Origin of the sequence: Microbacterium sp. NPDC060117, from assembly GCF_042729315.1 — a bacterium.
Classification (GTDB): Bacteria; Actinomycetota; Actinomycetes; order Actinomycetales; family Microbacteriaceae; genus Microbacterium.
The window spans coordinates 656,950-683,485 of record NZ_JBHWXR010000002.1 but is presented as its reverse complement, the minus strand read 5'-3'; the positions used below and the strand labels follow the sequence as shown (position 1 = coordinate 683,485).

General features: G+C 69.8%; 30 protein-coding genes, 2 tRNA genes and 1 pseudogene. 15 read left to right on the top strand and 18 right to left on the bottom strand.

Going from position 1 to position 26,536, the window contains the following annotated elements; all coding sequences use genetic code 11:
* Nucleotides 1–92 precede the first annotated feature (92 nt).
* The 5 genes from ACFWCK_RS09440 to ACFWCK_RS09420 all read right to left on the bottom strand — a co-directional run bounded on the left by ACFWCK_RS09440 (nucleotide 93) and on the right by ACFWCK_RS09420 (nucleotide 5,975).
* Nucleotides 93–1,793 (bottom strand): long-chain-fatty-acid--CoA ligase, encoded by a 1,701-nt coding sequence (locus ACFWCK_RS09440; protein WP_378805567.1) that lies wholly within the window; start codon nucleotides 1,791–1,793, stop codon nucleotides 93–95.
* A gap of 76 nt (nucleotides 1,794–1,869) precedes the next feature.
* Nucleotides 1,870–2,670 carry an ABC transporter permease gene (locus ACFWCK_RS09435; protein ID WP_233309913.1) on the bottom strand — a complete coding sequence of 267 codons (801 nt, stop codon included), beginning with the start codon at nucleotides 2,668–2,670 and terminating at the stop codon, nucleotides 1,870–1,872.
* Between the two features lie 8 nt (nucleotides 2,671–2,678).
* Nucleotides 2,679–3,605: an ABC transporter permease gene (locus ACFWCK_RS09430; RefSeq protein WP_233309914.1), complete on the bottom strand. Its 927-nt coding sequence runs from the start codon at nucleotides 3,603–3,605 to the stop codon at nucleotides 2,679–2,681.
* Between the two features lie 64 nt (nucleotides 3,606–3,669).
* A complete protein-coding gene (locus ACFWCK_RS09425) occupies nucleotides 3,670–4,845 on the bottom strand; it encodes an ABC transporter substrate-binding protein (RefSeq protein WP_233309915.1) in 1,176 nt (391 codons plus the stop codon).
* A 47-nt stretch (nucleotides 4,846–4,892) separates the two neighbouring features.
* Nucleotides 4,893–5,975 (bottom strand): ABC transporter ATP-binding protein, encoded by a 1,083-nt coding sequence (locus ACFWCK_RS09420; RefSeq protein ID WP_378805566.1) that lies wholly within the window; start codon nucleotides 5,973–5,975, stop codon nucleotides 4,893–4,895.
* A gap of 120 nt (nucleotides 5,976–6,095) precedes the next feature.
* Between ACFWCK_RS09420 and ACFWCK_RS09415 the strand changes: the two genes are divergently transcribed.
* From ACFWCK_RS09415 to gatB, 5 genes are all read left to right on the top strand, one after another.
* A complete protein-coding gene (locus ACFWCK_RS09415) occupies nucleotides 6,096–6,872 on the top strand; it encodes a FadR/GntR family transcriptional regulator (protein ID WP_378805565.1) in 777 nt (258 codons plus the stop codon).
* A 29-nt stretch (nucleotides 6,873–6,901) separates the two neighbouring features.
* Nucleotides 6,902–7,699: a hypothetical protein gene (locus ACFWCK_RS09410; RefSeq protein ID WP_378805564.1), complete on the top strand. Its 798-nt coding sequence runs from the start codon at nucleotides 6,902–6,904 to the stop codon at nucleotides 7,697–7,699.
* A gap of 69 nt (nucleotides 7,700–7,768) precedes the next feature.
* Complete coding sequence (gatC, locus tag ACFWCK_RS09405; RefSeq protein WP_378805563.1) at nucleotides 7,769–8,068, top strand: Asp-tRNA(Asn)/Glu-tRNA(Gln) amidotransferase subunit GatC; 300 nt, start codon at nucleotides 7,769–7,771, stop codon at nucleotides 8,066–8,068.
* Nucleotides 8,065–9,579: an Asp-tRNA(Asn)/Glu-tRNA(Gln) amidotransferase subunit GatA gene (gatA, locus tag ACFWCK_RS09400; protein WP_378805562.1), complete on the top strand. Its 1,515-nt coding sequence runs from the start codon at nucleotides 8,065–8,067 to the stop codon at nucleotides 9,577–9,579. Before gatC ends, gatA begins: the two co-directional genes overlap by 4 nt.
* A complete protein-coding gene (gatB, locus tag ACFWCK_RS09395) occupies nucleotides 9,579–11,093 on the top strand; it encodes an Asp-tRNA(Asn)/Glu-tRNA(Gln) amidotransferase subunit GatB (RefSeq protein ID WP_378805561.1) in 1,515 nt (504 codons plus the stop codon). The genes gatA and gatB overlap by 1 nt, the downstream gene beginning before the upstream one ends.
* 42 nt (nucleotides 11,094–11,135) lie before the next feature.
* Here the strand turns inward: gatB and ACFWCK_RS09390 are convergent, their stop codons facing one another.
* The gene (locus ACFWCK_RS09390; RefSeq protein WP_378805560.1) at nucleotides 11,136–11,753 is read right to left on the bottom strand and encodes a TetR/AcrR family transcriptional regulator; all 618 of its coding nucleotides are present in this window, start codon (nucleotides 11,751–11,753) and stop codon (nucleotides 11,136–11,138) included.
* Nucleotides 11,754–11,820: 67 nt separating this feature from the next.
* Nucleotides 11,821–12,195, bottom strand: coding sequence for an SPW repeat protein (locus ACFWCK_RS09385; protein WP_045270543.1), 375 nt, complete (start codon nucleotides 12,193–12,195; stop codon nucleotides 11,821–11,823).
* A gap of 124 nt (nucleotides 12,196–12,319) precedes the next feature.
* On the opposite strand from ACFWCK_RS09385, the gene dinB reads away from it, so the two are divergent.
* The 3 genes from dinB (at nucleotide 12,320) to ACFWCK_RS09370 (ending at nucleotide 14,547) form a co-directional block, all read left to right on the top strand.
* The gene (gene dinB, locus ACFWCK_RS09380) at nucleotides 12,320–13,573 is read left to right on the top strand and encodes a DNA polymerase IV (protein WP_233309924.1); all 1,254 of its coding nucleotides are present in this window, start codon (nucleotides 12,320–12,322) and stop codon (nucleotides 13,571–13,573) included.
* 76 nt (nucleotides 13,574–13,649) lie between these two features.
* The gene (locus tag ACFWCK_RS09375) at nucleotides 13,650–13,982 is read left to right on the top strand and encodes a hypothetical protein (protein WP_233309925.1); all 333 of its coding nucleotides are present in this window, start codon (nucleotides 13,650–13,652) and stop codon (nucleotides 13,980–13,982) included.
* Nucleotides 13,966–14,547 carry a hypothetical protein gene (locus tag ACFWCK_RS09370; protein ID WP_378805559.1) on the top strand — a complete coding sequence of 194 codons (582 nt, stop codon included), beginning with the start codon at nucleotides 13,966–13,968 and terminating at the stop codon, nucleotides 14,545–14,547. Before ACFWCK_RS09375 ends, ACFWCK_RS09370 begins: the two co-directional genes overlap by 17 nt.
* A gap of 4 nt (nucleotides 14,548–14,551) precedes the next feature.
* Here the strand turns inward: ACFWCK_RS09370 and ACFWCK_RS09365 are convergent, their stop codons facing one another.
* From ACFWCK_RS09365 to orn, 6 genes and pseudogenes are all read right to left on the bottom strand, one after another.
* On the bottom strand, nucleotides 14,552–15,025 hold the full coding sequence (locus ACFWCK_RS09365) for a DUF2017 family protein (RefSeq protein ID WP_378805558.1): 474 nt from the start codon (nucleotides 15,023–15,025) through the stop codon (nucleotides 14,552–14,554).
* Between the two features lie 5 nt (nucleotides 15,026–15,030).
* On the bottom strand, nucleotides 15,031–15,327 hold the full coding sequence (clpS, locus tag ACFWCK_RS09360; protein WP_378805557.1) for an ATP-dependent Clp protease adapter ClpS: 297 nt from the start codon (nucleotides 15,325–15,327) through the stop codon (nucleotides 15,031–15,033).
* Nucleotides 15,324–15,671 carry a metallopeptidase family protein gene (locus tag ACFWCK_RS09355; RefSeq protein ID WP_378805969.1) on the bottom strand — a complete coding sequence of 116 codons (348 nt, stop codon included), beginning with the start codon at nucleotides 15,669–15,671 and terminating at the stop codon, nucleotides 15,324–15,326. Before ACFWCK_RS09355 ends, clpS begins: the two co-directional genes overlap by 4 nt.
* 114 nt (nucleotides 15,672–15,785) lie before the next feature.
* Nucleotides 15,786–16,184: pseudogene (locus ACFWCK_RS09350) on the bottom strand (GNAT family N-acetyltransferase); the annotation flags it as partial.
* A gap of 91 nt (nucleotides 16,185–16,275) precedes the next feature.
* Nucleotides 16,276–16,351 (bottom strand) — tRNA-His (locus ACFWCK_RS09345).
* Nucleotides 16,352–16,387: 36 nt separating this feature from the next.
* The gene (gene orn / locus ACFWCK_RS09340; RefSeq protein WP_233309935.1) at nucleotides 16,388–17,014 is read right to left on the bottom strand and encodes an oligoribonuclease; all 627 of its coding nucleotides are present in this window, start codon (nucleotides 17,012–17,014) and stop codon (nucleotides 16,388–16,390) included.
* Between the two features lie 45 nt (nucleotides 17,015–17,059).
* On the opposite strand from orn, the gene ACFWCK_RS09335 reads away from it, so the two are divergent.
* Nucleotides 17,060–17,132: transfer RNA gene (locus ACFWCK_RS09335), tRNA-Arg, on the top strand.
* Between the two features lie 8 nt (nucleotides 17,133–17,140).
* Here the strand turns inward: ACFWCK_RS09335 and ACFWCK_RS09330 are convergent.
* Both ACFWCK_RS09330 and ACFWCK_RS09325 read right to left on the bottom strand, forming a co-directional pair.
* Entirely contained in the window at nucleotides 17,141–17,845 is a 705-nt protein-coding gene (locus ACFWCK_RS09330; RefSeq protein ID WP_378805556.1) for a phosphatase PAP2 family protein, read from the bottom strand.
* A gap of 148 nt (nucleotides 17,846–17,993) precedes the next feature.
* Entirely contained in the window at nucleotides 17,994–18,257 is a 264-nt protein-coding gene (locus ACFWCK_RS09325) for a hypothetical protein (protein ID WP_378805555.1), read from the bottom strand.
* A 93-nt stretch (nucleotides 18,258–18,350) separates the two neighbouring features.
* Between ACFWCK_RS09325 and ACFWCK_RS09320 the strand changes: the two genes are divergently transcribed.
* From ACFWCK_RS09320 to ACFWCK_RS09300, 5 genes are all read left to right on the top strand, one after another.
* Complete coding sequence (locus tag ACFWCK_RS09320; protein ID WP_378805554.1) at nucleotides 18,351–18,977, top strand: LysE family transporter; 627 nt, start codon at nucleotides 18,351–18,353, stop codon at nucleotides 18,975–18,977.
* 151 nt (nucleotides 18,978–19,128) lie between these two features.
* Complete coding sequence (locus tag ACFWCK_RS09315) at nucleotides 19,129–19,617, top strand: single-stranded DNA-binding protein (protein WP_378805553.1); 489 nt, start codon at nucleotides 19,129–19,131, stop codon at nucleotides 19,615–19,617.
* A 68-nt stretch (nucleotides 19,618–19,685) separates the two neighbouring features.
* Nucleotides 19,686–20,195, top strand: a complete 510-nt coding sequence (locus ACFWCK_RS09310; RefSeq protein ID WP_378805552.1) for a DUF6993 domain-containing protein — start codon at nucleotides 19,686–19,688, stop codon at nucleotides 20,193–20,195.
* 124 nt (nucleotides 20,196–20,319) lie between these two features.
* On the top strand, nucleotides 20,320–21,999 hold the full coding sequence (gene ettA, locus ACFWCK_RS09305) for an energy-dependent translational throttle protein EttA (protein ID WP_378805551.1): 1,680 nt from the start codon (nucleotides 20,320–20,322) through the stop codon (nucleotides 21,997–21,999).
* Nucleotides 22,000–22,075: 76 nt separating this feature from the next.
* The gene (locus ACFWCK_RS09300; RefSeq protein ID WP_233310086.1) at nucleotides 22,076–22,537 is read left to right on the top strand and encodes a thioesterase family protein; all 462 of its coding nucleotides are present in this window, start codon (nucleotides 22,076–22,078) and stop codon (nucleotides 22,535–22,537) included.
* A 110-nt stretch (nucleotides 22,538–22,647) separates the two neighbouring features.
* Here the strand turns inward: ACFWCK_RS09300 and ACFWCK_RS09295 are convergent, their stop codons facing one another.
* On the bottom strand, nucleotides 22,648–23,532 hold the full coding sequence (locus ACFWCK_RS09295; protein WP_378805550.1) for an acyl-CoA thioesterase: 885 nt from the start codon (nucleotides 23,530–23,532) through the stop codon (nucleotides 22,648–22,650).
* Nucleotides 23,533–23,597: 65 nt separating this feature from the next.
* Between ACFWCK_RS09295 and ACFWCK_RS09290 the strand changes: the two genes are divergently transcribed.
* Entirely contained in the window at nucleotides 23,598–24,263 is a 666-nt protein-coding gene (locus ACFWCK_RS09290) for a hypothetical protein (protein WP_378805549.1), read from the top strand.
* 45 nt (nucleotides 24,264–24,308) lie between these two features.
* On the opposite strand, the gene ACFWCK_RS09285 is transcribed toward ACFWCK_RS09290, so the two are convergent.
* Nucleotides 24,309–24,812, bottom strand: coding sequence for an OsmC family protein (locus ACFWCK_RS09285; protein WP_233309944.1), 504 nt, complete (start codon nucleotides 24,810–24,812; stop codon nucleotides 24,309–24,311).
* A gap of 50 nt (nucleotides 24,813–24,862) precedes the next feature.
* Nucleotides 24,863–26,533 carry an FAD-binding dehydrogenase gene (locus ACFWCK_RS09280; protein ID WP_378805548.1) on the bottom strand — a complete coding sequence of 557 codons (1,671 nt, stop codon included), beginning with the start codon at nucleotides 26,531–26,533 and terminating at the stop codon, nucleotides 24,863–24,865.
* Nucleotides 26,534–26,536: the final 3 nt, after the last annotated feature.

Here is a 26,536-nt window from a genome sequence, read left to right as displayed (position 1 = left end):
CCCCGCCTGGGGGAACGCAGTTCAGAGCGCGCAAATGGCTCGATACGCCGGCGGAATCGAGCCATTTGCGCGCTTCGAAACCGGGAGATGGGTCAGTTTCCGGACGTCAGCGCGACCAGGCGCTCCTTGACCTGGCGCCGAAGCACCTTGCCGATGAGCGAGGTCGGCAGCTCGTCGACGACGAAGATCCGGCGGGGCACCTTGTACGGCGTGAGGATGCCGCGCGCGAACTCGCGGATCGCCTCGACGTCGACGTCCGTGCTCGGATCCACCACGATCGCCGCGACGACCTCCTCGCCGGAGTGTTCGCTGGGGAGGCCCACGACCGCCGCGTCGATGACATCGGGATGCTGACGCAGCGCGCCCTCCACCTCGGTGGGCGCGACGTTGAAGCCTCCCGTGATGATGAGCTCCTTGATCCGATCGACGATGCGCACGAATCCGCCCTCGTCGATCGTGACGATGTCGCCGGTCCGGAACCAGCCGTCCACGAACACGGCCTCGGTCTCCTCGGGCTTGCCGTAGTAGCCCGAGAACACCTGCGGGCCGCGGACGACGAGCTCCCCGGGCTGCCCGTGCTCGACGTCGTTCGTCGGTTCATCGGGATCCACGACCCGGCACTCGGTGCCGGGCAGCGGCAGGCCCACCGTGCCGGGGACGCGGTTGTCCGCGACAGGATTCGCCATGAGCACGGGGGAGCACTCGCTCAGGCCGTAGCCCTCGACGAGGTAGCCGCCCGTGGCCTGCTCGAACGGGACGACGAGCTCGTGCGGAAGCGCCATCGCGCCCGAGATGGCGACCTCGATGCCGGCGAGCGATACGCCCTTCGCGGTGGCGGCCTTCAGCAGGCGGTCCGCGATCGGCGGCACGAGGGGCAGGAACGTCGCCGGGTGCTTCTTGACCACGTCGAGCACAAGATCCGGGTCGAACTTCGGGAAGAGCACGAGCCGGGCGCCCATCGACATCGCGAACGTGAGGCACAGCGTCAGCCCGTAGGCGTGGAACATCGGCAGCACGGCGTAGACGACGCAGCCGTCGCCCCGGGTGATCGAGGGTACCCATGCCTGCGCCTGTGCGGCGTTGGCGAGCAGGTTGCGGTGGGTCAGCGCGGCACCCTTCGGCGTCCCCGTGGTGCCGGACGTGTACTGGATGATCGCCAGATCGTCGGTCGCCGGACGCGGATGAGGCGAGGGCAGCGGGGCGTATCCGACCACCGACTCCCAGGTCACCGTGCCGCGGACCTTCGCAGTGAGGGCGTCGCGCGACTCGCGCGCCTTCGCGACGGGCAGTCGCAGCGCAAGGCGGGTGAGTCCGGGCATGGCACGGGTCACGTCGACGGAGATGAGGTTCGTCACGGCGAGGTCTGCGGGGAACTCCTGGACGGATGCGACGACCTTGTTCCAGACGATCGCGTGCGTGGCGCCGTGGTCCTCGAACTGCTTGCGCAGCTCCCGCGGCGTGTACAGCGGGTTGTGCTCGACGACGACCGCGCCGAGGCGCAGCACGGCGTAGAACGCGACGATGTGCTGCGGGCAGTTCGGCAGCACGATCGCGACCGGATCCCCGGCCTTGACGCCGAGCGCCTTCAGCCCCGCCGCGGCGCGTTCGATGGACGACTGCAGGTCGCGGTACGAGGTGGTCCGGCCGAAGAACTGCAGTGCGGGGGCATCCGGATAGTCGCGCGCGGACGCCTCCACGATGTCGACGAGGGATCCGGCGACCTCCGCGAGATCCTCCGGCACACCCTCGGCGTAGCTGGCGGTCCAGGGGCGCGGAGGAACGAACGTCGTCACGTGCTCAGCCTATGCCGCCGTCGGTGGAGGCACGTTCCCGGGCGGCGCAACCCGCTCCGCGCCGCCCGGGACTTCCTCACCGGCGTTGCTGCTCGCTGCCGGAGAGCTTCTGCGCCAGAGCGATCGGCACGATCGAGACGACGATCAGCACCACGGCGATCACGGAGACGATCGGCGCCTGGTTGGGGCGGGCGACGTTGTCGATGATGAACATCGGCAGGGTGCGCACCCCGGACCCGGCGGTGAAGGTGGTCACCACGATCTCGTCGAAGGACAGCGCGAAGGCGAGGAGGCCTCCGGTGAGCAGGGCGGAGCGCAGCTGCGGGAAGGTGACGAGGCGGAACGTCGTCCATATCCCGGCGCCGAGATCGGCCGAGGCCTCCTCGAACGACGTGCCCATCCGGCGCAGCCGGGCGACGGCATTGTTGAACACCGTGACGATGCAGAACGTGGTGTGCGCGATGATCACGGTCCAGATCGACAGCGGCACGCCGAGGATCGTCCGGAACAGGTTGTTCAGCGCGATGCCGGTGATGATGCCCGGCAGCGCGATCGGCAGGATGACGAGCAGGTTCACCGTCGTGCGGCCGAAGAACGAGAATCGCTGCAGGGCGAAGGACAGCATCGTGCCGAGGATGAGCGCGAGGGCCGAGGAGATCAGCGCGACCAGGGCGCTGGTGCCGACGGCTTCGAGCGCGCCGTCGCTGCGGAACGCCCGGCCCCACCACTCCAGGGTGAATCCAGGAGGCGGCCAGGTGAGCGAGGACGACGTGGAGAACGAGTTGATCAGCACGACCAGCAGCGGCACGTACACGACGACGAGGATCACGGCGGTGATGACGCCGAGGGTGACCCTGGTTCCGAGAGAGATGCGCACGGTGACTCCTACAGGTTGTCCAAGGCGCCGGTGCGGCGCACGAGGAACAGGTAGCCGAAGATGATGACGATCGGGATGAGCGCGATCGCGCTCGCGAGCGGCAGGTTGTTGGCCGCGCCGATGTCCTGATAGACCAGTGTGCCGAGCATCTGCGCGCCACCGCCGACGATGCCGATCGTGATGTAGTCCCCGAGGGACAACGAGAAGCTGAAGATGGTGCCGGCGATGATCGCGGGCAGCGCCATGGGCCACACGACCAGCCGCAACGTCGCCCAGCTCCGCCCGCCCAGATCGCCGGAGGCCTCGAGCAGCGAGCTCGGCACGCGCTCCAGCCCCGCATAGATGGGCAGGATCACATACGGCAGCCACAGGTAGGACAGCGTGATGATCGTCGCGGCGATGCCGTATCCGGGCGTGTGACCGCCGAGCGGGCGCAGCAGCCAGTCGAGGATGCCGTCGCTGGAGAGCACGGAGCGCCAGGCGAACGCCTTCACGAGGTACGAGGCCCAGAGCGGCGTGAGCACCAGCACCACGAGGGTGCGCTGCAGCGCCGGGGAGGCCACCATCGCCATGAAATAGGCGATCGGCAGCGCGAGGGCGACGTCGATCGCGGTGACGGCGAGGGCGATGCCGACCGTGCGCAGGGTGATGCCCTGGTAGAACGCGTCGGTGACGACCGTCACCACGTTGTCGAGGGTGAACTCGGTGCGGATCTGCCCCGTGTAGGTGTCGGTCGTCCAGAACGCGGTGACCAGCAGCAGCGCGAGCGCGACGACGTACACCGCCCCGAGCCAGAACAGGGGAGCCGACAGCAGGAGGGCGAGCCGAGCGCGTGGATGCGCGGAGAGATAGACGGATCCGCGTCGCGCCGCAGAACGACGCGGTGACGGGATCGAGGTGCGCGGCGGCGTCTTCGCCGGTGCGATGGTGGTCATGACGGGCCTTTCGAATCCCGGTCCCGGTCGCCCGGAGCACGAGGCCCCGGGCGACCGGATCCGATCAGTTCCTGATCTGCTGCCAGGCCGTGGTCCAGCCGGCGTAGTCGATGCACTTCACGTCGGTGCGACCGTCCAGGCACTTCGCGATCGGGGTGGTCCAGTACCAGATCTTCTTCGCGTAGTCGGCGTCACCCGCGTGGTAGGACGCGCAGTCGTCACGGAAGTCGCAGGCCTTCTCGCTCGAGGGCGCCTCGCCGAAGTAGGCCGTGGCGGCCGCGTTCGCCTTCGGGCTGGAGATGTAGTCCAGCCAGGCGTAGGCGCAGTTCGGGTTCTTCGCCTTGGACGAGATCATCCAGGTGTCGCTCCAGCCGGTGGCCCCCTCGCTGGGCAGCACGACCGCCGTCTTGGCGCCCTCGCCCTCGAGCGTGTTCTGGATCACCTGCCAGGTGGTGCCGGCGACGCTGTCGCCGGACTGGAACGACTGCACCTCCTTGAGGTAGTCGCCCCAGTACTCGCTGATGTTCGGACGCTGTTCCTTGAGCAGGGAAACGGCGGCGTCGAACTGCTTCTGGTCGAGCGCGTAGGGGTTGGTGATCTTCAGCTCGGGCTTGTGGGCCATGAGGTAGACCGCCGCATCGGCGATGTAGATGGGGGAGTCGTAGGCGGTGATCTTGCCCTTGTGCTCCGAGGCCTTGTCGAAGACGACGTCCCACGAGGCGGGCGCGGTGGGGAACGTGTCGGTGTTGTACAGCAGCAGGTTGGCGCCGTAGCCGTGCGGGACGCCGTAGTGCTTTCCGTCCACGGTGTTCCAGGCGCGATCCTTGAGGAACGGGAAGATGCCGTCGTAGTTCTTCAGCAGCTTGGTGTTGACCTCGGCCACGTCGCCCGAGGCGACCAGCCGCAGCGAGGCGTCGCCCGAAGCGGAGACGACGTCGTAGTCACCCGTCTTCATGAGGTTGAGCGCCTCATCCGAGGTGCCGAAGGTCTTCGCCTCGACCTTGCACCCGGTGGCCTTGGTGAAGTCGGACACCCAGTCGACGTTCGGGTCGTTCGAGCCGTCCTCCACGTAGCCGGGCCAGGCCAGGATCTTGACCGCTCCCTCGGTCTTGCCGAGCTTGTCGATCGGGCCGGCGGCGCCGCCGCCACCGGATCCGGCCGTGCCGCAGCCGGTGAGCGCGGCGATCACGGCCGAGGCCAGGCCGATGGCCGCGAAGGCCTTGAACGTGTTCTTTCGCATGGGATACTCCTTCGTTCTTCTGCGTGCGTGGGTGCGAGGGATGCCGGTCAGCGGGCGCCGACCGTGCGGATGGTGCGGGAGGGGGTTTCGTTCTGCTCGGCGATCGGCGCGTCGCCGAGGGGGACGACGTCCGCATCGCGCCAGGAGACGAAGACACGGTCGCCGTGGTCGCCGTGTGCGTGCCCGCCGACGTTCTGCTCCAGGACCGTGATCCGGGGCCCCTGATCGAGGTCTACGACGAGGCGCACACCGGAGCCGAGGTAGATGGCCTCGGCGACGACGCCGGGAGCCGAGCGGAAGCCTGGCTCGGCCGAGGGGGCGGGAGCGGCCAGGAGCTTCTCGGGGCGGAGCGAATGGTGACCGGTGCGGCCGAGCACGAGCTCGCTGGTGACGTCGTCGAACAGGTTCGAGGTGCCCACGAAGTCGGCGACGAACCGTGAGACGGGCCTCTCGTAGAGCTCGAACGGGGTGCCGAGCTGCTCGATCCGACCTGCGCTGAAGACCGCGATGCGGTCCGACAGGGTCAGCGCCTCCTCCTGGTCGTGGGTGACGAAGATGAACGTGATGCCGAGGTCGCGCTGGATCTGCTTGAGCTCGACCTGCATCTGCTCCCGCAGCTTCAGGTCCAGCGCACCCAGCGGCTCGTCCAGCAGCAGCACCTTCGGCTCGACGACCGTGGCGCGGGCGAGCGCGACGCGCTGACGCTGACCGCCGGAGAGCTGGCTGGGCTTGCGGTCCGCGACGTGCTCGAGGCGCACACTGGCGAGCGCCCTGCGGGCGCGCTCGCGACGTTCCCTGGTGCGCACGCCGCGCACCCGCAGGCCGTACGCGACGTTGTCGAGCACGGTCATGTGCGGGAACAGCGCGTAGTCCTGGAACACGGTGTTCACATCCCGGTCGAACGGCGCCTTGGCTGTCACGTCCTCCCCGAACAGCTCCACGGTTCCCGCCGTGGGCTGCTCGAAGCCGGCGATGAGGCGCAGCACGGTCGTCTTGCCGGATCCGGACGGCCCGAGCATGGAGAAGAACTCTCCCTCGGCGATCTCCAGATCCACGCCGTCGACGGCGGTGACGGATCCGAAGGCACGGGTGAGTCCGGTGAGTCTGATCGCGACGGGCTTGTCTGCCATCACATCTCCTTCGATGCGAGGACTAATCCTCTGTTAGTAGATGTTTGGAATCATATGGGAACAGAGGATTTTGTCAACACCCGTGTTACCGTCGTGTCAGGAGCCCGGGAGGAGAGCGGCGTGGCACAGGTGTCGGCAGGTGTGGACCCCGCGCGGTCGGCCGTCTTCGCGCCGTTGTCGGACATCGGTCGAGCCGAGATCGTGGAGCGCCGGCTACAGGATGCGATCACCTCGGGTGTGCTGCACGACGGAGAGCGGCTGCCGAGCGAGTCGCAGCTGGGGCGCCGGCTCGGCGTCGCCGTGGTCACCGCCAGGGAGGCGCTGGAGGCGCTGCGCGATGCCGGCCTGATCGAGACGAGGCGCGGGCGTGACGGCGGGAGCTTCGTCACGTTCGACACCGACACCGCTCGCCGCTTCACCGATGAGCGCATCAGGGCGATCAGCCGCGTGGAGCTGCGGGACGCCTCCACCCACTACGCCGCGATCGCAGGCATGGCTGCGGAGCTCGCCGCCGACCGCGCCGGCGAGGATGACGTGCAGGGATTGCGTGAGCTCGAAGAGCAGGAGGACCTCTCGACGATCGGCGGGGCGCGCCGCGCCGTCGCCCGGTTCCAGCTCGAGGTCGCCGCGCTCAGCCAGTCGCCGAGGCTCGTGCGCGAGGAGCTCCGTCTGCAGGCCGAGATCGGTTCGCTGATCTGGCTGGGCCTGCGCGAGGAGGACAATCGGATCCGCAGCCGCGCCGCCCGACGTGCGGAGCTGGATGCGATCGCCGCCGCCGACACGGAGGCGGCCAGGGCGATCGCCGTGCGCCGCATCGCCGGTGGCGTCGAATGGCTGCTGGATGAGAAGTCCCGGCTCGAAGCCGCGGCAGAGGCCGCCGCGTCCGCGCGGGCATGACATCGGAACACACGAAGAAGGAGCGCGAGATGACCGGCACTGTCGCCGAGCATGACGCACGCATCGCTGAGCGCATCGAGACCACGTTCGAGCCTCTGGCCGTGCTCGTGGAGGGGTGGCGCACCGCCGTGCAGGATGAGTTCCGCGATTTCGCGGCGCAGGGCATCGCCCCGGCTGCCGCGGCGCTGGATCCCTTCATGGACGCGCTGGCGAGACCCGCTCTGGAGGCGCCCGGAGGACTCGTCACGGGGGCCGGCTTCGTCGCGACCCCGGGAGTCCTCGCCGATGCGCCCTGGCATCTGGCGTGGTGGCTGCGCGAGATCCACGGCCTCGACCGCGGTGATCGCGGTGGCGTGCGCCGGCTGGAAGCGGTGAACGATCCGGATTCGGATCAGTTCCGGGACTACCGGCAGCTGGAATGGTGGAGAGTGCCGGAGCGCACCGGCGAGCGTCACGTCACCGGGCCCTACGTCGACTACCTGTGCACCGACGACTACACGGTCACGGTGACGACACCCGTCACGCACGACGGCCGGATGGTCGGCGTGGTCGGCATCGACGTGCACGTGTCACGGCTGGAGCGCGTGATCCTGCCGATCCTGCGGGAGGCGGCGGGCACCGGCACGGTCGTGAACGGATCGGGTCGAGTGGTCGCCTCGAGCGACTCCCATCGCGTCACGGGGACGCTGCTGCGCGGGGACGACGTGCAGAGCGCGCTCACCGCCCTGCGCGAGGGCTCGCGGTCTGCGGCCGACGCATTCGGCGCGGAGGGGGCGCGGGTGGTGCGGTGCGGTGACACCGGTCTCGTCCTCGTGCTGCAGGGCTGACGCCGAGCGCGACGAGAGGTCGCCGTCCCTGCGGCGGGGCGGTCGACGCCCGCTGACTAGACTGTTCGGGTGTCTGAAATCACCCCTGATCTCGTACGCCATCTCGGCGTGCTCGCGCGCATCCAGCTCTCCGATGACGAGGTGACGCAGCTGACCGGTCAGCTGGACGCCATCGTCGACAACATCGCGAAGGTGTCGGAGGTGGCGACTCCTGACGTCGAGCCCACGAGTCACCCGATCGCGATGCACAACGTCTTCCGCGAGGATGTCGTGGGCCGGACCCTCACCACCGCCCAGGCGCTGCAGAACGCGCCCGATGCGGACGGCGACCGCTTCCGCGTGACCGCGATCCTGGGAGAAGAGCAGTGAGCGAGATCATCCGCTGGACCGCCGCCGAACTGGGCGCCAAGCTCTCCGCCGGGGAGGTGTCGAGCGTCGAGGCGACGCAGGCGCACCTCGACCGGATCGCCGCCGTCGACGGCGACGTGCACGCCTTTCTGCACATCAACGAGCACGCGCTCGACGCTGCGGCCGACATCGACCGCCGCCGGGCCGCAGGGGAGACCCTGGGCGAGCTCGCCGGTGTTCCGCTCGCCATCAAGGACGTGCTCGTCACCACCGATCAGCCTTCCACGAGCGGCTCGCGGATCCTCGAGGGGTACCGCTCGCCGTTCGACGCCACCGTCGTCGCTCGCTCCCGCGCCGCCGGCCTCATCGGTATCGGCAAGACCAACATGGACGAGTTCGCGATGGGATCGTCCACCGAGCACTCCGCCTACGGCCCCACCCACAACCCCTGGGATCTGGACCGGATCCCCGGCGGCTCCGGAGGCGGCTCGGCCGCGGCGGTCGCGGCCTTCGAAGCGCCCCTCGCCCTGGGCTCCGACACGGGCGGATCCATCCGCCAGCCGGCGCACGTCACGGGCACGGTCGGCATCAAGCCCACCTACGGCGGCGTCAGCCGATACGGCGCGATCGCACTCGCGTCGAGCCTGGACCAGGTCGGCCCCGTCAGCCGCACCGTGCTGGATGCGGGCCTGTTGCACGACGTGATCGGCGGGCACGACCCGAAGGACTCCACCTCCCTTCCCGACGTCTGGCCGTCGTTCGCCGCCGCGGCGCGCGAGGGCGCGACCGGACAGGTGCTCAAGGGGCTCAAGGTGGGCGTGATCAAGGAGCTGCCCGACTCGGGCTTCCAGACGGGAGTCGCGAGCTCGTTCCACGCCGCGCTCGCGCAGATGGAGGCGCAGGGTGCGGAGGTCGTCGAGATCTCCGCCCCGCACTTCGAGTACGGCGTTGCCGCCTACTACCTGATCCTGCCCGCCGAGGCGTCCAGCAATCTGGCGAAGTTCGACTCGGTCCGGTTCGGCCTGCGCGTCACCCCCGACGGCGGCGGCACGGTCGAGGACGTCATGTCGCTCACGCGTGAGGTCGGCTTCGGCCCCGAGGTGAAGCGTCGCATCATCCTCGGCACCTACGCGCTGTCGGCCGGCTACTACGACGCCTACTACGGCAGCGCGCAGAAGGTGCGCACGCTCATCCAGCGCGACTTCGACGCGGCGTTCGCGCAGGTCGACGTCATCGCGACGCCGTCCGCGCCGACCACCGCGTTCAAGCTCGGCGAGAAGATCGACGACCCGCTGCAGATGTACCTCAACGACCTCACCACGATCCCGGCGAACCTCGCCGGCGTGCCCGGGATCTCGATCCCCTCGGGCCTGGCCGAGGAGGACGGTCTGCCCGTCGGCATCCAGTTCCTCGCACCTGCCCGCGAGGACGCCCGCCTGTACCGGGTCGGCGCCGCGCTGGAGGCACTGCTCGTCGACGCGTGGGGCGGGCCGCTGCTCGACCGCGCACCCGTTCTGGGAGGAACCCGCTGATGGCCGCCGTGAAGCTCATGGACTTCGACAAGGCGCTCGAGCTGTTCGAGCCGGTGCTCGGCTTCGAGGTGCACGTCGAGCTGAACACCGAGACCAAGATGTTCTCCGACGCCCCGAACCCGGCGAACGAGCGCAACCACGACGCCGCACCGAACACGCTCATCGCGCCCGTGGATCTGGGCCTTCCCGGATCCCTCCCGGTCGTGAACGAGACGGCCGTGCGCTCCTCGATCAGCCTGGGCCTCGCGCTCGGCTGCTCGATCGCGGAGTCCTGCCGGTTCGCCCGGAAGAACTACTTCTACCCCGACCTCGGCAAGAACTACCAGATCTCGCAGTACGACGAGCCGATCGCGTTCGAGGGATCCGTCGAGGTCGAGCTCGAAGACGGCACGCTCGTGACGATCCCGATCGAGCGCGCCCACATGGAGGAGGACGCCGGCAAGCTCACGCACATGGGCGGTGCGACGGGGCGCATCCAGGGCGCCGAGTACTCGCTCGTGGACTACAACCGCGCCGGTGTGCCGCTCGTCGAGATCGTCACCAAGCCGATCTTCGGCGCAGAGCACCGCGCCCCCGAGATCGCGAAGGCGTATGTGGCGACGATCCGCGACATCGTGCGCGGACTCGGCATCTCCGAGGCGCGCCTGGAGCGCGGAAACCTGCGCTGCGACGCGAACGTCTCCCTGCGCCCCCGCGGCCAGGAGAAGCTCGGCACCCGCACCGAGACGAAGAACGTGAACTCGATGCGCTCAGTGGAGCGTGCCGTCCGCTACGAGATCCAGCGCCAGGCGGCGATCCTCGCCGACGGCGGCACGATCACGCAGGAGACGCGGCACTGGCACGAGGACACCGGCACCACCTCGCCGGGCCGTCCGAAGTCGGATGCGGATGACTACCGGTACTTCCCGGAGCCCGACCTGCTTCCCGTGCGCCCGGCCGGGGAACTGGTCGAGGAGCTGCGGGCGGCGCTGCCCGAGCAGCCGGTCGCACGCCGCCGCCGGCTCAAGTCCGCCTGGGGCTTCGGCGACATCGAGTTCCAGGGTGTCGTGAACGCAGGCCTGCTCGATGAGGTCGAGGCGACCATCGTGGCGGGCACGACCGCAGACGCTGCGCGGAAGTGGTGGACCGGCGAGATCAGCCGCATCGCGAACGAGCGCGAGGTCGACGCGGCATCGCTCATCGACCCGGCGTCCGTCGCCGCGCTTCAGCAGCTCGTGGACGCGGGCACGCTGACGGACAAGCTCGCACGCCAGGTGCTCGAGGGGGTCATCGCCGGTGAGGGCACTCCGCAGCAGGTCGTCGACGCGCGCGGGCTCGCCGTCGTCTCCGATGACGGTGCGCTCATCGCGGCGATCGGCGAGGCCCTCGCCGCGCAGCCCGACGTGCTGGCGAAGATCAAGGACGGCAAGGTCCAGGCCGCCGGTGCGGTGATCGGTGCCGTCATGAAGGCTATGAAGGGTCAGGCCGACGCCGCGCGCGTCCGCGAGCTCATCCTGGAGCGCGCCGCGCAGTAGCGTAGCGACGACTCGCTCCTCGCGCGTTCAAGGGCGCCGCACTCAGAGTGCGGCGCCCTTGAACGTCGCCTGAAGGCCCGCGGCGAGCACGCGGGCGATCGCCCGCAGGCTGGCCGGCTCGTGCAGCCGGCGCCGCTGCTCCTCCGAGCTCTCGTCCGAGACGGCCTCCAGGGGCCGAGCGGTGATCGTCGCCGACCAGGCGTCGGCGGCGGCGCGGACGGCGCCTCGATCCGTTCCGGCGGGCAGGCAGGCCGTCAGAGCGCGTTCGACCGTGTCGTGCAACGCGCGGCGGTAGCGGGCGAGCGCGTTCGCGACCTCGGGGCGCACGTGGGATTCGTGCCAGAGGATCTCGCGCAGCACGTCCGATGCCTCCCTGTCGTGCAGAACACGCTCGCCCACGTTCATGAGCGTCTGCACCGGGTCTCCGCGGACGGCCAGCGGATCCGCGTCGAGGGCGGCGGTGCCGAGACGCTCCTCGATGAGCGCCGCGAGGATGTCGGGTTTCGCCGGGAAGTAGTAGAAGAGCAGTCCCTTGGGCACCGCGGCGGCGTGCGCGATCCGTGCCGTCGACGTGCCGTCGAAGCCGTGGCGGGCGAACAGGGACTCAGCGGCGTCGAGGATCCGCGTACGCGCGTCGCCGGAATCGGCGTCCTCGGTCACGGCGTCTCCTCACGACGGTGCGGGAGCGGGATCTCCCCGCGTCCCGCACCCTGTGCGACCCTGCGGGTCACGCGTGAGCCGCCGTGGGGCCGCCGTGCGACGCGCGGTGAGCCTTCTCGGCGGGCACGAGGGCCCAGAGTCCTGCGGCGGCACAGACGGCTCCGCAGATCCACGAGGTCCACGCGGGCCCCGCATCTCCGGCATAGGAACCGATCCATGGGGAGATGAAGAGCAGCGCGCCGATCGCGGCGAGGATCCACTCCATCGACACGAGACCGGGAGCTGCGAGGCTCCATACCCCGGCAGCGATCATCAGAACGCCCAGAACGATCATCATGGTCATCGACATGCCCATGCCGGGCGTCATCATGATGCCCGCCACGACCGCGACCAGTCCGGCGGCGACGGCCACCCAGTCCTGCCAGCGTGTCCACTTCTTCATAGAACTCATCCTCCTTGCAGTCAGATGGCTCCCGAATGGGGGTCGCCACGATTCTACCGCGCTGATTGACCGACCGGTCAAAGTGGGGGAATCCGATGTCGGCGGCCTCCGCGAGAATGGATCCATGGGACGAGGTGACGGATCGGGACGCATCGTCTCGGCGCCCGGCGCCGACGACAGCGGGACGGCGATCCTGCACGTCGATATGGACGCGTTCTACGCCGCTGTCGAGGTCCTGCACGATCCATCGCTGCGCGGGCTCCCGCTGATCATCGGTGCTCCCGACGGTCGCTCCGTGGTCTCCAGCGCCTCCTACGAGGCGCGTCGCTACGGCGTGCGCTCGGCGATGCCGGTCTCGCAGGCGATCCGATTGTGCCCGACCGCGCGGATCGTGCCGCCGGACTTCACCAGGTACCGTGACGTCTCGCAGCAGGTCATGACGATCTTCGAGCAGGTCACGCCGCTCGTCGAACCGCTCTCCATCGACGAGGCCTTCCTCGACGTACGCGGCGTGCGGCGGCTCTGGGGGAGCCCCGGGCGGATCGGCGCGATGATCCGCCACCGGGTGCAGGACGAGGTCGGCATCAGCTGCAGCGTGGGGGTCGCCGCGACCAAGCACGTCGCCAAGATGGCGTCGACCATGGCCAAGCCCGACGGCCTGCTCATCGTCGCCGCCGCCGAGACGCTCGACTTCCTCGCCACCAAGCCCGTGCGCGCGATGTGGGGGGTGGGGCCGAAGACGGCGGAATCGCTGGAGTCGCGCGGCATCCGGCTGATCCGCGACATCCGGGTCACGCCCGCCTCGGCGCTCGAGCGGGCGGTCGGACCCGCCCTCGCGCACCGCCTGCGGGAGCTCGCGGAGGGACGGGACCCGCGGGCCATCGAGACGAACCGCGTCGAGAAGAGCGTCGGGCACGAGGAGACGTTCGACATCGACGTCTCCGATCGTGAGGCGCTGCGATCCGAACTGCTGCGGCTGGCCGACCGTGTCGCCGCGCGGCTGCGCAGGGCGGGCTGGGAGGCCGGCACGGTCGCGATCAAGGTCCGCTTCTCGGACTTCACCACGGTGAGCCGCTCGCAGACCCTTCCTGAGCCGACCTCGGTCGGCCAGCGCATCGGCGAGGTGGCGCGCACGCTGTTCGAGGCGATCGACCGGCGCGATCCGGTGCGGCTGGTCGGAGTGCGCGCGGAGCGCCTCACCGATGCCGGCGGGGCGCTCGGCCTGTGGGACGACGACGCGGAGTGGCGTCGGGTGGAGGACGCGCTCGACAGCGCGCAGGCGAAGTTCGGATCCGGGATGGTCACGCGCGCCCGCCATCTCGGCGCACGGGCCGGACGAGGGGCGGCGCCGCATCCGCGCGCGCACGGGCTGGACTGATCCGGCGTGATGCCGGGGGCGACGTCCTGCGCGGCGGCCGGTGGTCGAGGTCACGCGGGTGGGCTAGCGTGGACGCATGCCGCACATCGCACTCGAGCTTGGCAAGAACTCCGCGTCCTTCGGCGTCAAGAGCGCCTACGGCGAGACGCAGGAGGTGGACGGCGCTTCGTTCACCCCGGTCGCCCTGACCTTCTCCGCCTTCGGCGGAGGTTCCGGCGGTGCCGAGGGCACGGCCGAGGGCGAGGGCGGCGGTGGCGGCGGGATCGCGATCCCGCTCGGCGTGTACGTGCGGCGCGAGGAGGGGCTGCGGTTCGAGCCGAACCTCGTCTCCCTGCTGGCCGTGGCGGTGCCCTTCGTCTGGGTGGCCGGGCGCGCGATCTCCCGCATCATCCGTGCCCTCAAGAAGTGACGATCCGGTCGCACTCGCGCTGAGCCAGGCGGTCTCCCGGATCGCCGACGCGGTGCGCGCCGTTCAGGCGTCGAATCCGGTGGTGCTCGTGGACGGACGCAGCGGCGCGGGGAAATCCACCCTCGCCCGACTGCTCGCGGAGCACTGGCCGCTGCGCACGGATCCGCAGCTGATCGCGCTCGACTCGATCTATCCCGGCTGGGACGGCATGGATGCCGGCGCCGAGCGGGCCTATGAGCAGATCCTGCGTCCGCATGGCCGTGATCTTGTCGGAACATGGCAGCGTTACGACTGGGAAGCCGGGGAGTATGCGGAGAGCTACGCGGTCGATCCCTCGCGGGGGGTGATCCTGGAAGGCTGCGGAGCTCTCACTCCGCGAGCGGCCCGGATCGCCGACGTGCGCGTGTGGGTCGAGTCGCCCGAGGGCAGTCGCAAGCGCCGCGCGCTGGACCGCGACGGCGAGCTGTTCCGCCCGCACTGGGACCGCTGGGCGAAGCAGGAGGTCGCTCACATCCGCCGGGATGATCCGATCGGCTACGCCACGCTGGTGGTCTCGATTCCCTAGGCGGTCAGACCTCGTCGAGCTCGTCCGCGGCCTCCACCAGCAGGTCGAGCCGATAGCCCAGCCATTCGTATACGCCGAGCCGAGGATCCTCCGGGTCGGACGCGGGCTCGTCCTCGATGCCGAGCCGCGAGGCGATGACGAGACGCAGGGCCGCGAGCGTGCGCAACCACGGGTCCACCTCGGGGGCGCTGATCACCAGCTCGTCCGGCAGGCCCGGCTTCTCACCGAGGGATGCGAGACCGGCCTGCACCACACGGGCGTCGGCGGCGCGCCGGTCGAGCAGGTCGGCGCGGGTGGCATCCGCGAACTCCGCCGATGCATCGGCGTCCTCCGGGTACACCGCGGGGGTGAGGCGGTTCAGGGCGGCGTCCTCGCCGACCCCGGTCTCTCGGAGCAGGTCGAGGAACTGGGAGACGAGCTCCGTGAGGTTCTGGGCCTCGATCGACGGCATCGGCAGACGGATCCCGGATCCGATCATCCCGCTCACTCTCCGGCCCGGCGTACGGTCGCCCACAGCCCGTAGTCGTGCATCGCCTGTGCGTGCACCTCCATGGTCTCGCGCGGGCCGACGGCCACCACGGCGTGACCCTCGTTGTGCACCGCGAGCATGAGGCGGGTCGCGCGATCCTTCGGATAGCCGAAGTACGTGCGGAACACCCGCACCACATAGCTCATGAGGTTGACCGGATCATCCCAGACCACGAGCTCCCAGGGCACGGCAGGCGCGGCCTGGAGGTTGAGCTGCTCGTCGACGTCGGGGGTGAGGAGAGGAGCGCTCATGCCCACCCCAGCTCGTGCAGCTGCGCGTCGTCGATCCCGTAGTAGTGGGCGATCTCGTGCACGAGGGTGGTGTGCACTTCGTGGCGGAGCTCCTGCTCGTCGGCGCACTGCGCGAGGTGGGGCTCGCGGTAGACGATGATCCGGTCGGGAAGCTCGCCCATGCCGTAGTTGCCGCGCTCCGTGACTGCGAGGCCGTCATAGAGACCGAGCAGGTCGAGCGACCCGTCCTCCGGGCGGTCCTCGACGACGAAGACCAGGTTCTCGAGACCCTCGACCGTCTCGTCCGGCAGACGATCCAGCTCATCCGCGACGAGTGCCTCGAAGGCCTCCGGATCCATCTCCATGCCACCGGTGAGATCGAACGTCATGTGCACGCGTCGTCCCAGATCGTTCAGCCCGATCCGCTCCTCGGTGTCGAGGAGCGCACGATAGAACGGATGGTCGGGGGAGTCCTCCTCCGTGAATCCGAGCGTCGCGTAGAACGGCGCGTTCCACGGCACATCGGCGAAGGTGCGCAGCGTGACCGCGCGATAGCCGCGGTCGGCCGCCTCGTCGAGAGCCGCCTCGACCAGCTCGCGTCCGTGGCCGCGGCGCGCGTGCGAGGGCAGCACGGAGAGCTGCTCGAGGTGCGCGTGTCCGTCTTCCTCGAGCACGTGCACGAAGCCCACCGGCGCGCCGTCCTCCTCCTCCGCGATGACGAGGACGAAGCCGGGCTCCGTAGCCCGTGCGGCGCCAGAGGGGGCGTCGCCCGTGAGCGCGGCGCCGAACAGGGGGGTGAAGACGGCGTCGGCCTCGTCCTCGATCCCAGCCAGCGTCGCGAGGTCGGCATCGGTCGCGGTGCGCACGAAGGAGGCCATGGTTCGATGCTAGCCGTCATGCGCCGGCCGGGGGCGCCGAGCCCACGGAAGCGGAAGAGGCTCGGATCCACACGGATCCGAGCCTCTTCGATGGGGTGGCTAACGGGGCTTGAACCCGCGACCCCCGCGACCACAACGCGGTGCTCTACCAACTGAGCTATAGCCACCATGTGCCTGCCGGAGCGGGCAACCTGACAAGTGTATTACAGGTTTGGGGCGAACTCTGACACGACGGCGTCCGACGTCGCCTGGACCTCTTCGGTGGTCGGTCCGGGCTGGTCGATGAACACCGCTCGGCGGTAGTACTCCAGCTCGCGGATCGACTCCAGGATGTCCGCAAGGGCGCGGTGCCCGCCGTCCTTAGAGGGCGCGTGGAAGAACACCCGCGGATACCAGCGGCGCGACAGCTCCTTGATGCTGGACACGTCGACGTTGCGGTAGTGCAGGTACTGATCGACCTCGGGCATGTACTTCGCGAGGAACATCCGGTCGGTGCCGATCGTGTTGCCGGCCAGGGGCGCCTTGCGCTCCTGCGGCACGAACCTGCGGATGTACGCGAGCGTCTGCTGCTGCGCCTCGGCGAGGGTCACGCCGCCGGGGATCTCCTCGAACAGGCCCGACGTGCGGTGCATGTTCGTGACGAAATCGTTCATCTGCCCCAGTGCGGCATCACTCGCGCGGATGACCACTTGGAAGCCCGGGTCCACGATGCGCAGTTCGAAGTCGGTGATCACCACGGCGATCTCCACGAGCTCATCGATGGCGAGATCGAGCCCCGTCATCTCGCAGTCGATCCAGACCAGACGATCGTTCTCGGACGAAGAAACCATGCGGCCATCCTACTGAGCGGCGCCGACGCGCTAGCCTGGACGAGCGCCTCCGTAGCTCAGTGGATAGAGCAACGGCCTTCTAATCCGTCGGTCGCAGGTTCGAATCCTGCCGGGGGCACCTCTGCGTCAGGCTGCCGGACTCGCCGTCCGACGACGCACCCGCGAGGCGATCACGTCGACGATGAGCCAGCGGACAGCGGCAGCGGTGGCCAGCGCCCAGACGATCGAGCCGAGCACGTCGGTGGGGAAGTGCAGCCCGTCGCTGACGACGGCGAGGCCGATCACGGCCGTCGCGACGATGCCGAGGACGATCGGAAGCCACGCATACCGGGTGTCGCGGAGCAGGAACCAGAAGGCGATCGCCAGGGCGACCACGTAGGCGGTATGGCCGCTCGGGAACGATCCGTCGGTCTGCAGCGGGGAGAACGGGTGAGCGAGCAGCGATGCATCCGGGCGCGGCCGGTCCACGAGGATCTTGACGGCGGCGACGGGCAGCCAGGTGAACGCGACGGTGAGCCCGAACAGGATCGCCGTGCGCAGCGAGCGGGAGACGGCCCAGACGATGCCCGCGATCACCAGGGTGACGGCCACGGCGGGCAGCGGTTCGATCGCCTTGTAGATGAAGCTGGAGAGCGCGCCCCACGCACCGGTGTGCGTCTTGTTCAGGGCGGCGACCAGACCCTGATCGGCTTGGGTGGCCTTCATGGCGAAGCCGAGCGCAACGACGGCCATCGCACCGACCACGGCGATGATCACCGCGATCAGGGGCCGCTGCGCGGTGCGCTCGATACCGGTGAGCGGCCGGGTACGGTTGCGTCGAAGCTCGGTCATGTGCGGGGTCTCCCTCGTCGCGTTCCTCAAGATGACGGCACCGGAGGCGGGCATCCGCAGTTCGCGTGTGCCGGATCCATGTTCCGATGCGTCGCCTAAGGATTGGCCAAGAAACACGTGCGGCACCGCCGCCGCTCCGCGACGGAGGTCAGAACCGCAGGGCGGCGACGGCGTCGTCGGCGCTCCAGAAGTCCCCGACGACACGGAAGGTGCCGGACGCGAGGTGAAGCCGTTCGGCGCGATAGCGCAGCCCGAGGTCGTGCGGCATGATGCGCAGGTGTCCGCGGATCGAGCCGCGGCCGTCCCGCACCCGCCAGAGGCGCTCTCCGGCGGGTTGCAGAGTCTCGACGGAGCGGCGGAGAACGGGTGTCGCCCAGCGGATGGTCGGTGCGGGGGTGATGTTCGTGGTCATGGTTCCTCCTTCTCCTTCGAACATAAGGACGGCCTCCGACATTCGGCGGACACGCCGGGATGGGGGCGACCGGAAAGTCCCTACACTGTGCTGGTGACTGTGACTGTGTGGCTCTCGCTGGTGGTGGCGTGCCTGGTGATCAGCCTCACGCCGGGCGCCGGCGCGATCAACACCATGACCAACTCGCTCAACGAGGGATGGCGGCGCTCGATCTGGGGCATCATCGGACAGCAGCTCGCACTGGTCGTGCACGTCGCGATCGTCGCCGCGGGCGTGGGACTTCTGGTGGCGCGCGTGCCGTGGCTGTTCGAGACGGTCCGGTACCTCGGCGCCGCATACCTGGTGTACCTGGGGATCCGTCTCATCCTGGCCCGCGTGCCCGAGGCCGCGGCGGATCCCGAGCTGCTGCGCTCGCCCGAAGGGCGATGGCCGATGCTGCGCCGCGGGTTCTGGGTGAATCTGCTCAACCCCAAGGCCATCGTGTTCTTCCTCGCGTTTGTGCCGCAGTTCATCCGCCTGGACCGGGATCCGTGGCCGCAGTACCTGATCCTCATCGGGACCACCGTCGTGATCGACGTGGTCGTGATGTGGTTCGTCTTCGCCGCGACGGCGCAGAGCTTCCGCCGGCTCACCTCCAGTGCGCGGGGCCAGCGAACGCTCAACACCGTCTTCGGGGCGCTGTTCATCGCGGTGGCCGCGCTGCTGCTGTTCGTGCACTGAGCCGAGCGCGCCCGATCCTCCTCCACAAGCGCTCGCCTCGATCGATTCCGCACCGACTGCGCGAAACCGGCTCCACGGGGATCGCCGACGAGCCACGCTGTCTGCAAGATCGGAGCCGACACGGGCTTCGCGAGAGCAGAGGAGAGCAATCATGGCCGACACGATCACCGTGCTGGGGAACGTCGCGACCGACCCGGAACGAGGCGCCACCGCGACCGGTATCCCCACCCTGACCTTCCGGATGGCCACCAACCACCGCCGCCCGGACGGTGCCGGTGGCTGGATCGATGCCGGGACGAACTGGTTCGAGGTCAGGGCCTACCGGGCCCTGGCGGAGAACGCGGAGGCCTCGCTCACCAAGGGGGATGCGGTCGTGGTCGTCGGTCGGCTGAAGCTGCGCGAATGGGAGGGCAAGGACGGCAAGCGCATCAGCGTGGAGATCGAAGCCGATTGCGTGGGTCCGGACCTGCGACGCGGACGCAGCGTCTATCACCGTACGTCGCATCAGACGACGCCCCCGAGCGAGGGCGGTGCCGCCGATCGCGAGGGTACGGCGCTCGCTGCCGTCGGCGCCGGTGCGCAGGACGCGCCGGGAGCCGACTCATGGGGGAGCGCGGGGAGCGAGGAGACGCCGTACTGAGCCGAGCGCGAGTCGGGACGGTCTGCGCGGAACGCGGGTTGCGGCGACGGGCCGCCTAGACTCTGAGCGTGCGTGGATCCCAGGCTGCGGCCGCTCGAACACTCGTGATCCGCCCGCTCGCGCTCTTGACCGTGGCTGCGACGCTCGTCCTGACCGGTTGTACGAGCGTGGCGCCGACGCCGTCCGCGTCCTCGGCCACCGCCGTGGCGAAGGACGACGCGACGGCGTCTCCGTCCGTGGCGCCGGTACTGCACCCGGACGGCTCGGCCGAGGACAACCTTCCGCTGTTCGCCGGCGTCGTCGCACAGGTCTGGGCCGGGTCGAACCGCGCTTCGGGTTCGGCGTACATCGACGCTCTCGCCGCCGCCGGGTTCGCCCGGACCGACATGCAGGTCACCGCGGACGAGTCGACCGTGGGCAACCCTGCGGAGAGCATCCAGTTCTCCGTGCGCTGGGGGAAGGACCGCTGCCTGGTCGGGCAGGTCGGGCCGTCCACCGGGGATCCGGTGACCGCGGTGCTGCCGCAGGTGGAGGGCGGACGCTGCCTGATCGGCAGGACCGTCGCCGTCGCGCCCTAGCCCTTCACGCGGAGAGAAGCGCACCGCCCCGGGTAGGCTGGAGTGTCGATCCCGCGGCATACGGCCCGGAGAGCGACCCGCAGCCTTTCGCAACCGTCGTCACCACGACAGAAGGAGCGCCCTCGTGGCCGAATACATCTACTCCATGGTCCGCGCCCGCAAGGCGGTCGGCGACAAGCTCATTCTCGACGACGTCACGATGGCGTTCCTGCCCGGAGCGAAGATCGGCATGGTCGGTCCCAACGGCGCCGGAAAGTCCACCATCCTCAAGATCATGGCGGGGCTCGACACCCCCTCCAACGGCGAGGCCAAGCTCAGCCCCGGCTTCAGCGTGGGAATCCTGATGCAGGAGCCCGAGCTCGACGAGGCGAAGACGGTCCTGGAGAACATCCAGGAGGGCGTCGCGATCAAGGCCAAGCTCGACCGCTTCAACGAGATCTCCGCGCAGATGGCCGACCCCGACGCCGACTTCGACACGCTGCTCGCCGAGATGGGCGTCCTGCAGGAGGAGATCGACGCGGCCGACGGATGGGACCTCGACTCCCAGCTCGAGCAGGCCATGGACGCGCTGCGCACCCCGCCGGCCGACGAGCCGGTCACCAAGCTCTCCGGCGGCGAGAAGCGTCGCGTCGCGCTCGCGAAGCTCCTGCTCCAGAAGCCTGATCTGCTCCTGCTCGATGAGCCCACCAACCACCTCGACGCCGAGAGCGTGCTGTGGCTGGAGAAGCACCTGCAGGCCTACAAGGGCGCGGTGATCGCGATCACCCACGACCGGTACTTCCTCGACAACATGGCCGAGTGGATCGCCGAGGTCGATCGCGGCCGCCTGATCGGCTACGAGGGCAACTACTCCACCTATCTGGAGAAGAAGGCCGAGCGGCTCGACATCCAGGGCAAGAAGGACGCCAAGCTCGCCAAGCGCCTCAAGGACGAGCTGGAGTGGGTCCGGTCGAGCGCCAAGGGGCGCCAGACCAAGTCGAAGGCGCGTCTGGCCCGCTACGAGGAGATGGCCTCGGAGGCCGAGCGGACACGGAAGCTCGATTTCGAGGAGATCCAGATCCCCGCGGGTCCGCGTCTCGGCAGCGTCGTCATCGAGGCGAAGAAGCTGCAGAAGGGCTTCGGCGACCGCTCGCTCATCGATGGTCTGAGCTTCAGCCTGCCGCCGAACGGCATCGTCGGCGTGATCGGCCCGAACGGTGTCGGCAAGACCACGCTGTTCAAGACGATCGTGGGCCTGGAGCCGCTGGACGGCGGCGACCTCAAGGTCGGCGAGACGGTCAAGATCAGCTACGTCGACCAGTCCCGCGCGAACATCGACCCTGACAAGACCCTGTGGGAGGTCGTCTCCGACGGCCTGGACATCATGATGGTCGGCAAGGTCGAGATCCCGTCCCGGGCGTACGTCTCCAAGTTCGGCTTCAAGGGTCCGGACCAGCAGAAGAAGGCCGGGATCCTCTCCGGCGGCGAGCGCAACCGGCTGAACCTGGCGCTGACCCTCAAGGAGGGCGGCAACCTGCTCCTGCTCGACGAGCCCACCAACGACCTCGATGTGGAGACCTTGGGCTCGCTGGAGAACGCGCTGCTGGAGTTCCCCGGCTGCGCCGTCGTGATTACGCACGACCGGTGGTTCCTGGACCGGATCGCGACACACATCCTGGCGTACGAGGGCACGGATGAGAACCCGGACCAGTGGTACTGGTTCGAGGGCAACTTCGAGTCCTACGAGGCGAACAAGATCGATCGCCTCGGCGCGGATGCGGCCAACCCGCACCGCTCGACGCACCGCAGGCTGACGCGTGACTGACGCTTCGACGGGTTCAGCGCGCGGCAGCGGCTCTCCCGACGCTGCGGCTCCTGACGGGGCCGCGGCGGGGGAGCGTCTGCACATTCCGATCCACCTGCGCTGGGGCGATCTGGACGCTTTCAACCACGTCAACAACACCTCGATGCTGAAGCTGCTCGAGGAGGCGCGGGTGCGGGCCTTCTGGCGCCCCGGCGAGGGCGAGCACGGCCCGAGCACGGCCGTGCTGAGTTCGGGGCTCGACGCCGGCGTGATCACGCTCGTCGCGCGGCAGGAGATCGAGTACCTCGCTCCTGTGCCCTACCAACGACACCCGCTCGAGGTGCAGATGTGGTTCGGGAAGCTCGGCGGATCCAGCATCGAGGTCTGCTACGAGGTGTACAACGACGCGGCGTTCGAGGAGCGCGTGCTGTACGCGCGCTCGACCGCGATCATCGTGCTCGTGGACGCGGCCACCGGTCGTCCCACCCGGATCGCACCTGAGATGCGCGAGGCATGGGCGCCCTTCTCCGGACCGTCGATCGTCTACGCACACCGCTGAGCGGCGCCCGCGCAGTGCTGAGCGGCGCCCGCGCAGTGCTGAGCGGCGCCCGCGCACTGCTGAGCGGCGCCACACACGTTCCGGCCCGGTGACACACCGGCCGCAGGCGATCAGGCTTCGGGCACCCGGATCGTGATCTCCTGGGCGACGCTGGCGACGAGCGCGCCGCCGCGGTCGTAGATCCGCCCCGTCGCGAGGCCGCGGCCTCCCCGGGCGTTCGGCGACTCCTGCACGTACAGCAGCCAGTCGTCCACACGGCCCGGACGGTGCCACCACATGGCGTGATCCAGGCTCGCGACCTTCAGGCCCGGTAGGTTCCAGCTGAGTCCGTGCGCGCGCAGGATCGACTCCTGGATCGACATGTCGCTGAGGTACGCCAGCGCCGCGCGGTGCAGGGCAGGATCGTCGGGGAAGGGCGCGCGCATGCGCATCCAGACCGCCTGGTGCGCGGAGTCCTGCGCGCCCGCTGCGCCGAACAGCGGTCCTTCCACGTGACGCATGTCCACGGGCCGATCGGTGAGCATGCGCCGGGACAGCGGGTGGATCCCGTCCGACAGCGCCTCGTCTGGCTCGAGATCCTCGGGATCGGGGATCCCCTCGGGCATCGGCTCCGCGTGCTCGATGCCCGGGTTCTCGTCCTGGAACGATGCGATCATCGAGAAGATCGGCACCCCGTTCTGATAGGCCTGCGCCCGCCGGGTCGAGAAGGAGCGGCCGTCGTGGATCCGGTCCACGGCGAACGTGAGTCCCTGAGAGGCGTCCCCGGCACGGAGGAAGTATCCGTGCATGGAGTGCGGGACGCGGCCTTCCGGCATCGTCCGCTCGGCTGCGATGATCGACTGGCCGAGCACCTGCCCGCCGTAGATCCGCCCCGTGGGCATCGGGTGCGACACGCCGGTGAAGATGTCCTCGGTCGTGCGGGCGTCCGAGGAGTCGAGATCGAGGATCCCCAGCAGCATCTCGACAGACCGGCGGGCGTGCTCGTCGTGCGTCATGGGTTCCTCTCCGCGGCGCGACACACCGGGGGGACCGGCCGCGACCGGTTGCTAGTTTAGAGGGCGTGCCCACGCCGCTGATCCTCGCCGATGCCGACACCGCGCGCGATGCGCTCACCTTCGTCTCCCGGGCCGTGCGGGCCGGCGACGAGGGGGTGCGGTTGCAGGCCGACGGCGGCGTGCTCGCCATGACGGCGGCTGCGCTCGTCCCTCAGACCCTGTTCGATGCGACGCCGACGATCCTCGCGATGCGGATCGTGCGGGCGGATCCCGAGCTGCGCTGCGACATCGTGATCGATGAGCTCACCGCCACCGACGATCCGCGTTCGCTCGCCCTGCCCGACGTCGGACGCAGCCCCGCCTGGGCGGGTGTCGCCCCGCCCCGGGGAAGCTGGGCACCGATGGGAACCCTCGGCGCCGACGTCATCGCGCAGCGCGCGCAGTGGGGGATCTCCGCCGTCGCCCACGGCTCCCCGGCCGGCGCGGGGGAGGACGCGGTCCGCGCACTGCGCGCCGCCATCTGGGGCGAGCCGGACGAGGACCTCCTCGGCCTGCCTCGCGGTATCGCGTTCGCCGCCCACGCCTTCGGCTTCATCTCCGGCGCCGAGCAGGTGCCGATCACCATGTCCGGCCGTTGGACGCGCCTCGCGTTCGCGCGCGGCCACGTGCTCAGCCGCGGTCCCGCCGCGGTGGGGCTGACCCCGGTGCGCGCGACCGGCGCCGCCGGCTGAGGCGCCGCCGGAGGTCAGCGGAGGCTCCCGTTCGCGTCGGGGCGGTCAGCGTCGCACGACGGTGATCGTCGGAGGGGACGCCAGGCTCTGCCCGACCACGCAGTACCGCTCGGTCGACGCCGCGATCCGTGCCAGACGCCCGTCGTCGGCGTCGCTGTCGATCGTGATCGTCACGGCGATGTCGCGGACCCCGACCGGCGCCTCGCGGTCCAGACCGAGGGTGCCGCGCGCGTCCCAGTGGCACTCCGCCGCGAGCTCGACGTTCTGCACGGCCACGCCCATCGCGGTGGTGACGGCTCGAAAGGTCACGCCGACGCAGCCCAGCAGCGCCTGCATGAGCAGGTCCGCGGAGCACGCGTCGGATCCGTCGCCCCCGGTCGCGGGATGCTGTCCGGCGCGGACCGGCCCCGCCCATCCATCGATCGTCGCGGTGATGCCCGGGTCGCGGTAGTCGCCTGTCGCGCCGGAGATCACCCGTGCGCGGGCGGGATCCTGCCGGTAGCTCTCCTTGAGCGGGGCCTGGCGTGCGCGCAGCTCTTCCGCGTCCATGCCGCGATCCTGGCACTCCCGATGGGCGAGGTCCAGACGCCCAACCGAGGTCAGACCGCCTGACCCGCCGCGCGGCCCGCCTGTCGCCCCGAGAACAGGCACCCGCCGAGGAAGGTTCCCTCCAGCGCCCGGTAGCCGTGCACGCCGCCGCCGCCGAAGCCGCTCGCCTCACCGGCGGCGTAGAGTCCGGGAACGACCGCGCCCTGGGCGTCGAGAGCGCGGCCGTCCAGGTCCGTCTCGATGCCGCCGAGGGACTTGCGGGTGATCACCCGCAGCCGCACCGCGATCAGCGGCCCGGCGGAGGGATCCTGCAATCGATGCGGGGCAGCGGTGCGGATCAGCCGGTCTCCGCGGTAGGCGCGGGCGGAGCGCAGCATCGCGATCTGCGCGTCCTTGGTGAAGTCGTTGCCGATCTCGCGGTCGCGCGCGACGACCTCCTCGCGCACCCGCTCCGGCTCCAGGGCGTCCCCACCGGGGAGCTCCTGCATCCGCGCGATGAGCCGGCCGAGATCGTCCTCGACGATGAAGTCCTCGCCCTTGTCCAAGAACGCCTGCACGGGGTCGGTCGGACCCTTCGCGAGCCGTGAGCGCACGAGGAGCGGCACGTCCTTGCCCGTGAGGTCGGGGTTCTGCTCGCTGCCGGACAGCGCGAACTCCTTCTCCACGATCTGCCGCGTCGTCACGAACCACGAGTGGTCGTGCCCCATCGTGCGCAGGTGCGCGAGGGTTCCGAGCGTGTCGAAGCCCGGGTACAGCGGCACCGGCAGGCGCCGTCCCGTGGCGTCCAGCCACAGCGAGGACGGACCGGGCAGGATCCGGATGCCGTGGCCGGGCCAGACCGGATCCCAGTTGCGGATGCCCTCCACGTAGTGCCACATGCGGTCGCCGTTGATCAGCCGCGCGCCCGCCGCGGATGCCACGGCCTGCATGGATCCGTCCACGTAGGCGGGCACTCCCGTGAGCATGTCGGCCGGCGGCGTGCCCAGGCGCTCGGGCCAGGCCGCGCGGACGAGGTCGTGGTTGCCGCCGATGCCGCCCGAGGTCACGATCGTCGCCGCAGCGGTGATCTCGAAGGCGCCGACCGGCTGACGATCGCTCTGCTCGCCGCGGGCTGCACCGGTCGACGCCAGGATTTCGCCCTGCGCACCAGTGACGACCCCGTCCTGGGCGGTGAGGGCGGTGACGCGATGCCGGGGGAGCACCGTCAGGCGCCCTGTCCGCTCCGCCTGCTCGAGCGCCGTCTGGAACGGCGCGACCACGCCCGGCCCGGTGCCCCAGGTGATGTGGAAGCGCGGCACCGAGTTGCCGGGGCCGAGCGCGCCGTAACCGCCGCGCTCGGCCCAACCCACCACGGGAAAGAAGCCGACGCCGCGTTCCCGCAGCCACGCGCGCTTCTCGCCGCTCGCGAACTGCAGGTACGCCTCCGCCCAGCGCCGCGGCCAGGCGTCCTCATCGCGATCGAAGCCGGCGTTGCCGAACCAGTCCTGTCGGGCGAGCTCATAGGAGTCCGTGATGCCCATGCGGCGCTGTTCGGGGGAGTCGACGAGGAAGAGCCCGCCGAAGGACCACCACGCCTGCCCGCCCAGGTTCGTGCGCGGCTCCTGATCCAGGACGATCACGCGTCTGCCCGCGGCAGCGGCCTCTGCGGCCGCGACGAGGCCGGACAGGCCCCAGCCGATGACGAGGACGTCGGTCGAGTGGGTGGTCGTGGTCGCGGTCATGAG

What these genes read in the sequence shown, in the direction of transcription:
- ACFWCK_RS09430 (WP_233309914.1), bottom strand. Translation starts at nt 3,605, where the DNA reads ATGACCACCATCGCACCGGCGAAGACGCCGCCGCGCACCTCGATCCCG.
- ACFWCK_RS09425 (WP_233309915.1), bottom strand. Translation starts at nt 4,845, where the DNA reads ATGCGAAAGAACACGTTCAAGGCCTTCGCGGCCATCGGCCTGGCCTCG.
- ACFWCK_RS09420 (WP_378805566.1), bottom strand. Translation starts at nt 5,975, where the DNA reads ATGGCAGACAAGCCCGTCGCGATCAGACTCACCGGACTCACCCGTGCC.
- ACFWCK_RS09410 (WP_378805564.1), top strand. Translation starts at nt 6,902, where the DNA reads ATGACCGGCACTGTCGCCGAGCATGACGCACGCATCGCTGAGCGCATC.
- gatB (WP_378805561.1), top strand. Translation starts at nt 9,579, where the DNA reads ATGGCCGCCGTGAAGCTCATGGACTTCGACAAGGCGCTCGAGCTGTTC.
- ACFWCK_RS09385 (WP_045270543.1), bottom strand. Translation starts at nt 12,195, where the DNA reads ATGAAGAAGTGGACACGCTGGCAGGACTGGGTGGCCGTCGCCGCCGGA.
- dinB (WP_233309924.1), top strand. Translation starts at nt 12,320, where the DNA reads ATGGGACGAGGTGACGGATCGGGACGCATCGTCTCGGCGCCCGGCGCC.
- ACFWCK_RS09375 (WP_233309925.1), top strand. Translation starts at nt 13,650, where the DNA reads ATGCCGCACATCGCACTCGAGCTTGGCAAGAACTCCGCGTCCTTCGGC.
- ACFWCK_RS09365 (WP_378805558.1), bottom strand. Translation starts at nt 15,025, where the DNA reads ATGATCGGATCCGGGATCCGTCTGCCGATGCCGTCGATCGAGGCCCAG.
- clpS (WP_378805557.1), bottom strand. Translation starts at nt 15,327, where the DNA reads ATGAGCGCTCCTCTCCTCACCCCCGACGTCGACGAGCAGCTCAACCTC.
- ACFWCK_RS09355 (WP_378805969.1), bottom strand. Translation starts at nt 15,671, where the DNA reads ATGGAGATGGATCCGGAGGCCTTCGAGGCACTCGTCGCGGATGAGCTG.
- orn (WP_233309935.1), bottom strand. Translation starts at nt 17,014, where the DNA reads ATGGTTTCTTCGTCCGAGAACGATCGTCTGGTCTGGATCGACTGCGAG.
- ACFWCK_RS09330 (WP_378805556.1), bottom strand. Translation starts at nt 17,845, where the DNA reads ATGACCGAGCTTCGACGCAACCGTACCCGGCCGCTCACCGGTATCGAG.
- ACFWCK_RS09325 (WP_378805555.1), bottom strand. Translation starts at nt 18,257, where the DNA reads ATGACCACGAACATCACCCCCGCACCGACCATCCGCTGGGCGACACCC.
- ACFWCK_RS09315 (WP_378805553.1), top strand. Translation starts at nt 19,129, where the DNA reads ATGGCCGACACGATCACCGTGCTGGGGAACGTCGCGACCGACCCGGAA.
- ACFWCK_RS09295 (WP_378805550.1), bottom strand. Translation starts at nt 23,532, where the DNA reads ATGACGCACGACGAGCACGCCCGCCGGTCTGTCGAGATGCTGCTGGGG.
- ACFWCK_RS09285 (WP_233309944.1), bottom strand. Translation starts at nt 24,812, where the DNA reads ATGGACGCGGAAGAGCTGCGCGCACGCCAGGCCCCGCTCAAGGAGAGC.
- ACFWCK_RS09280 (WP_378805548.1), bottom strand. Translation starts at nt 26,533, where the DNA reads ATGACCGCGACCACGACCACCCACTCGACCGACGTCCTCGTCATCGGC.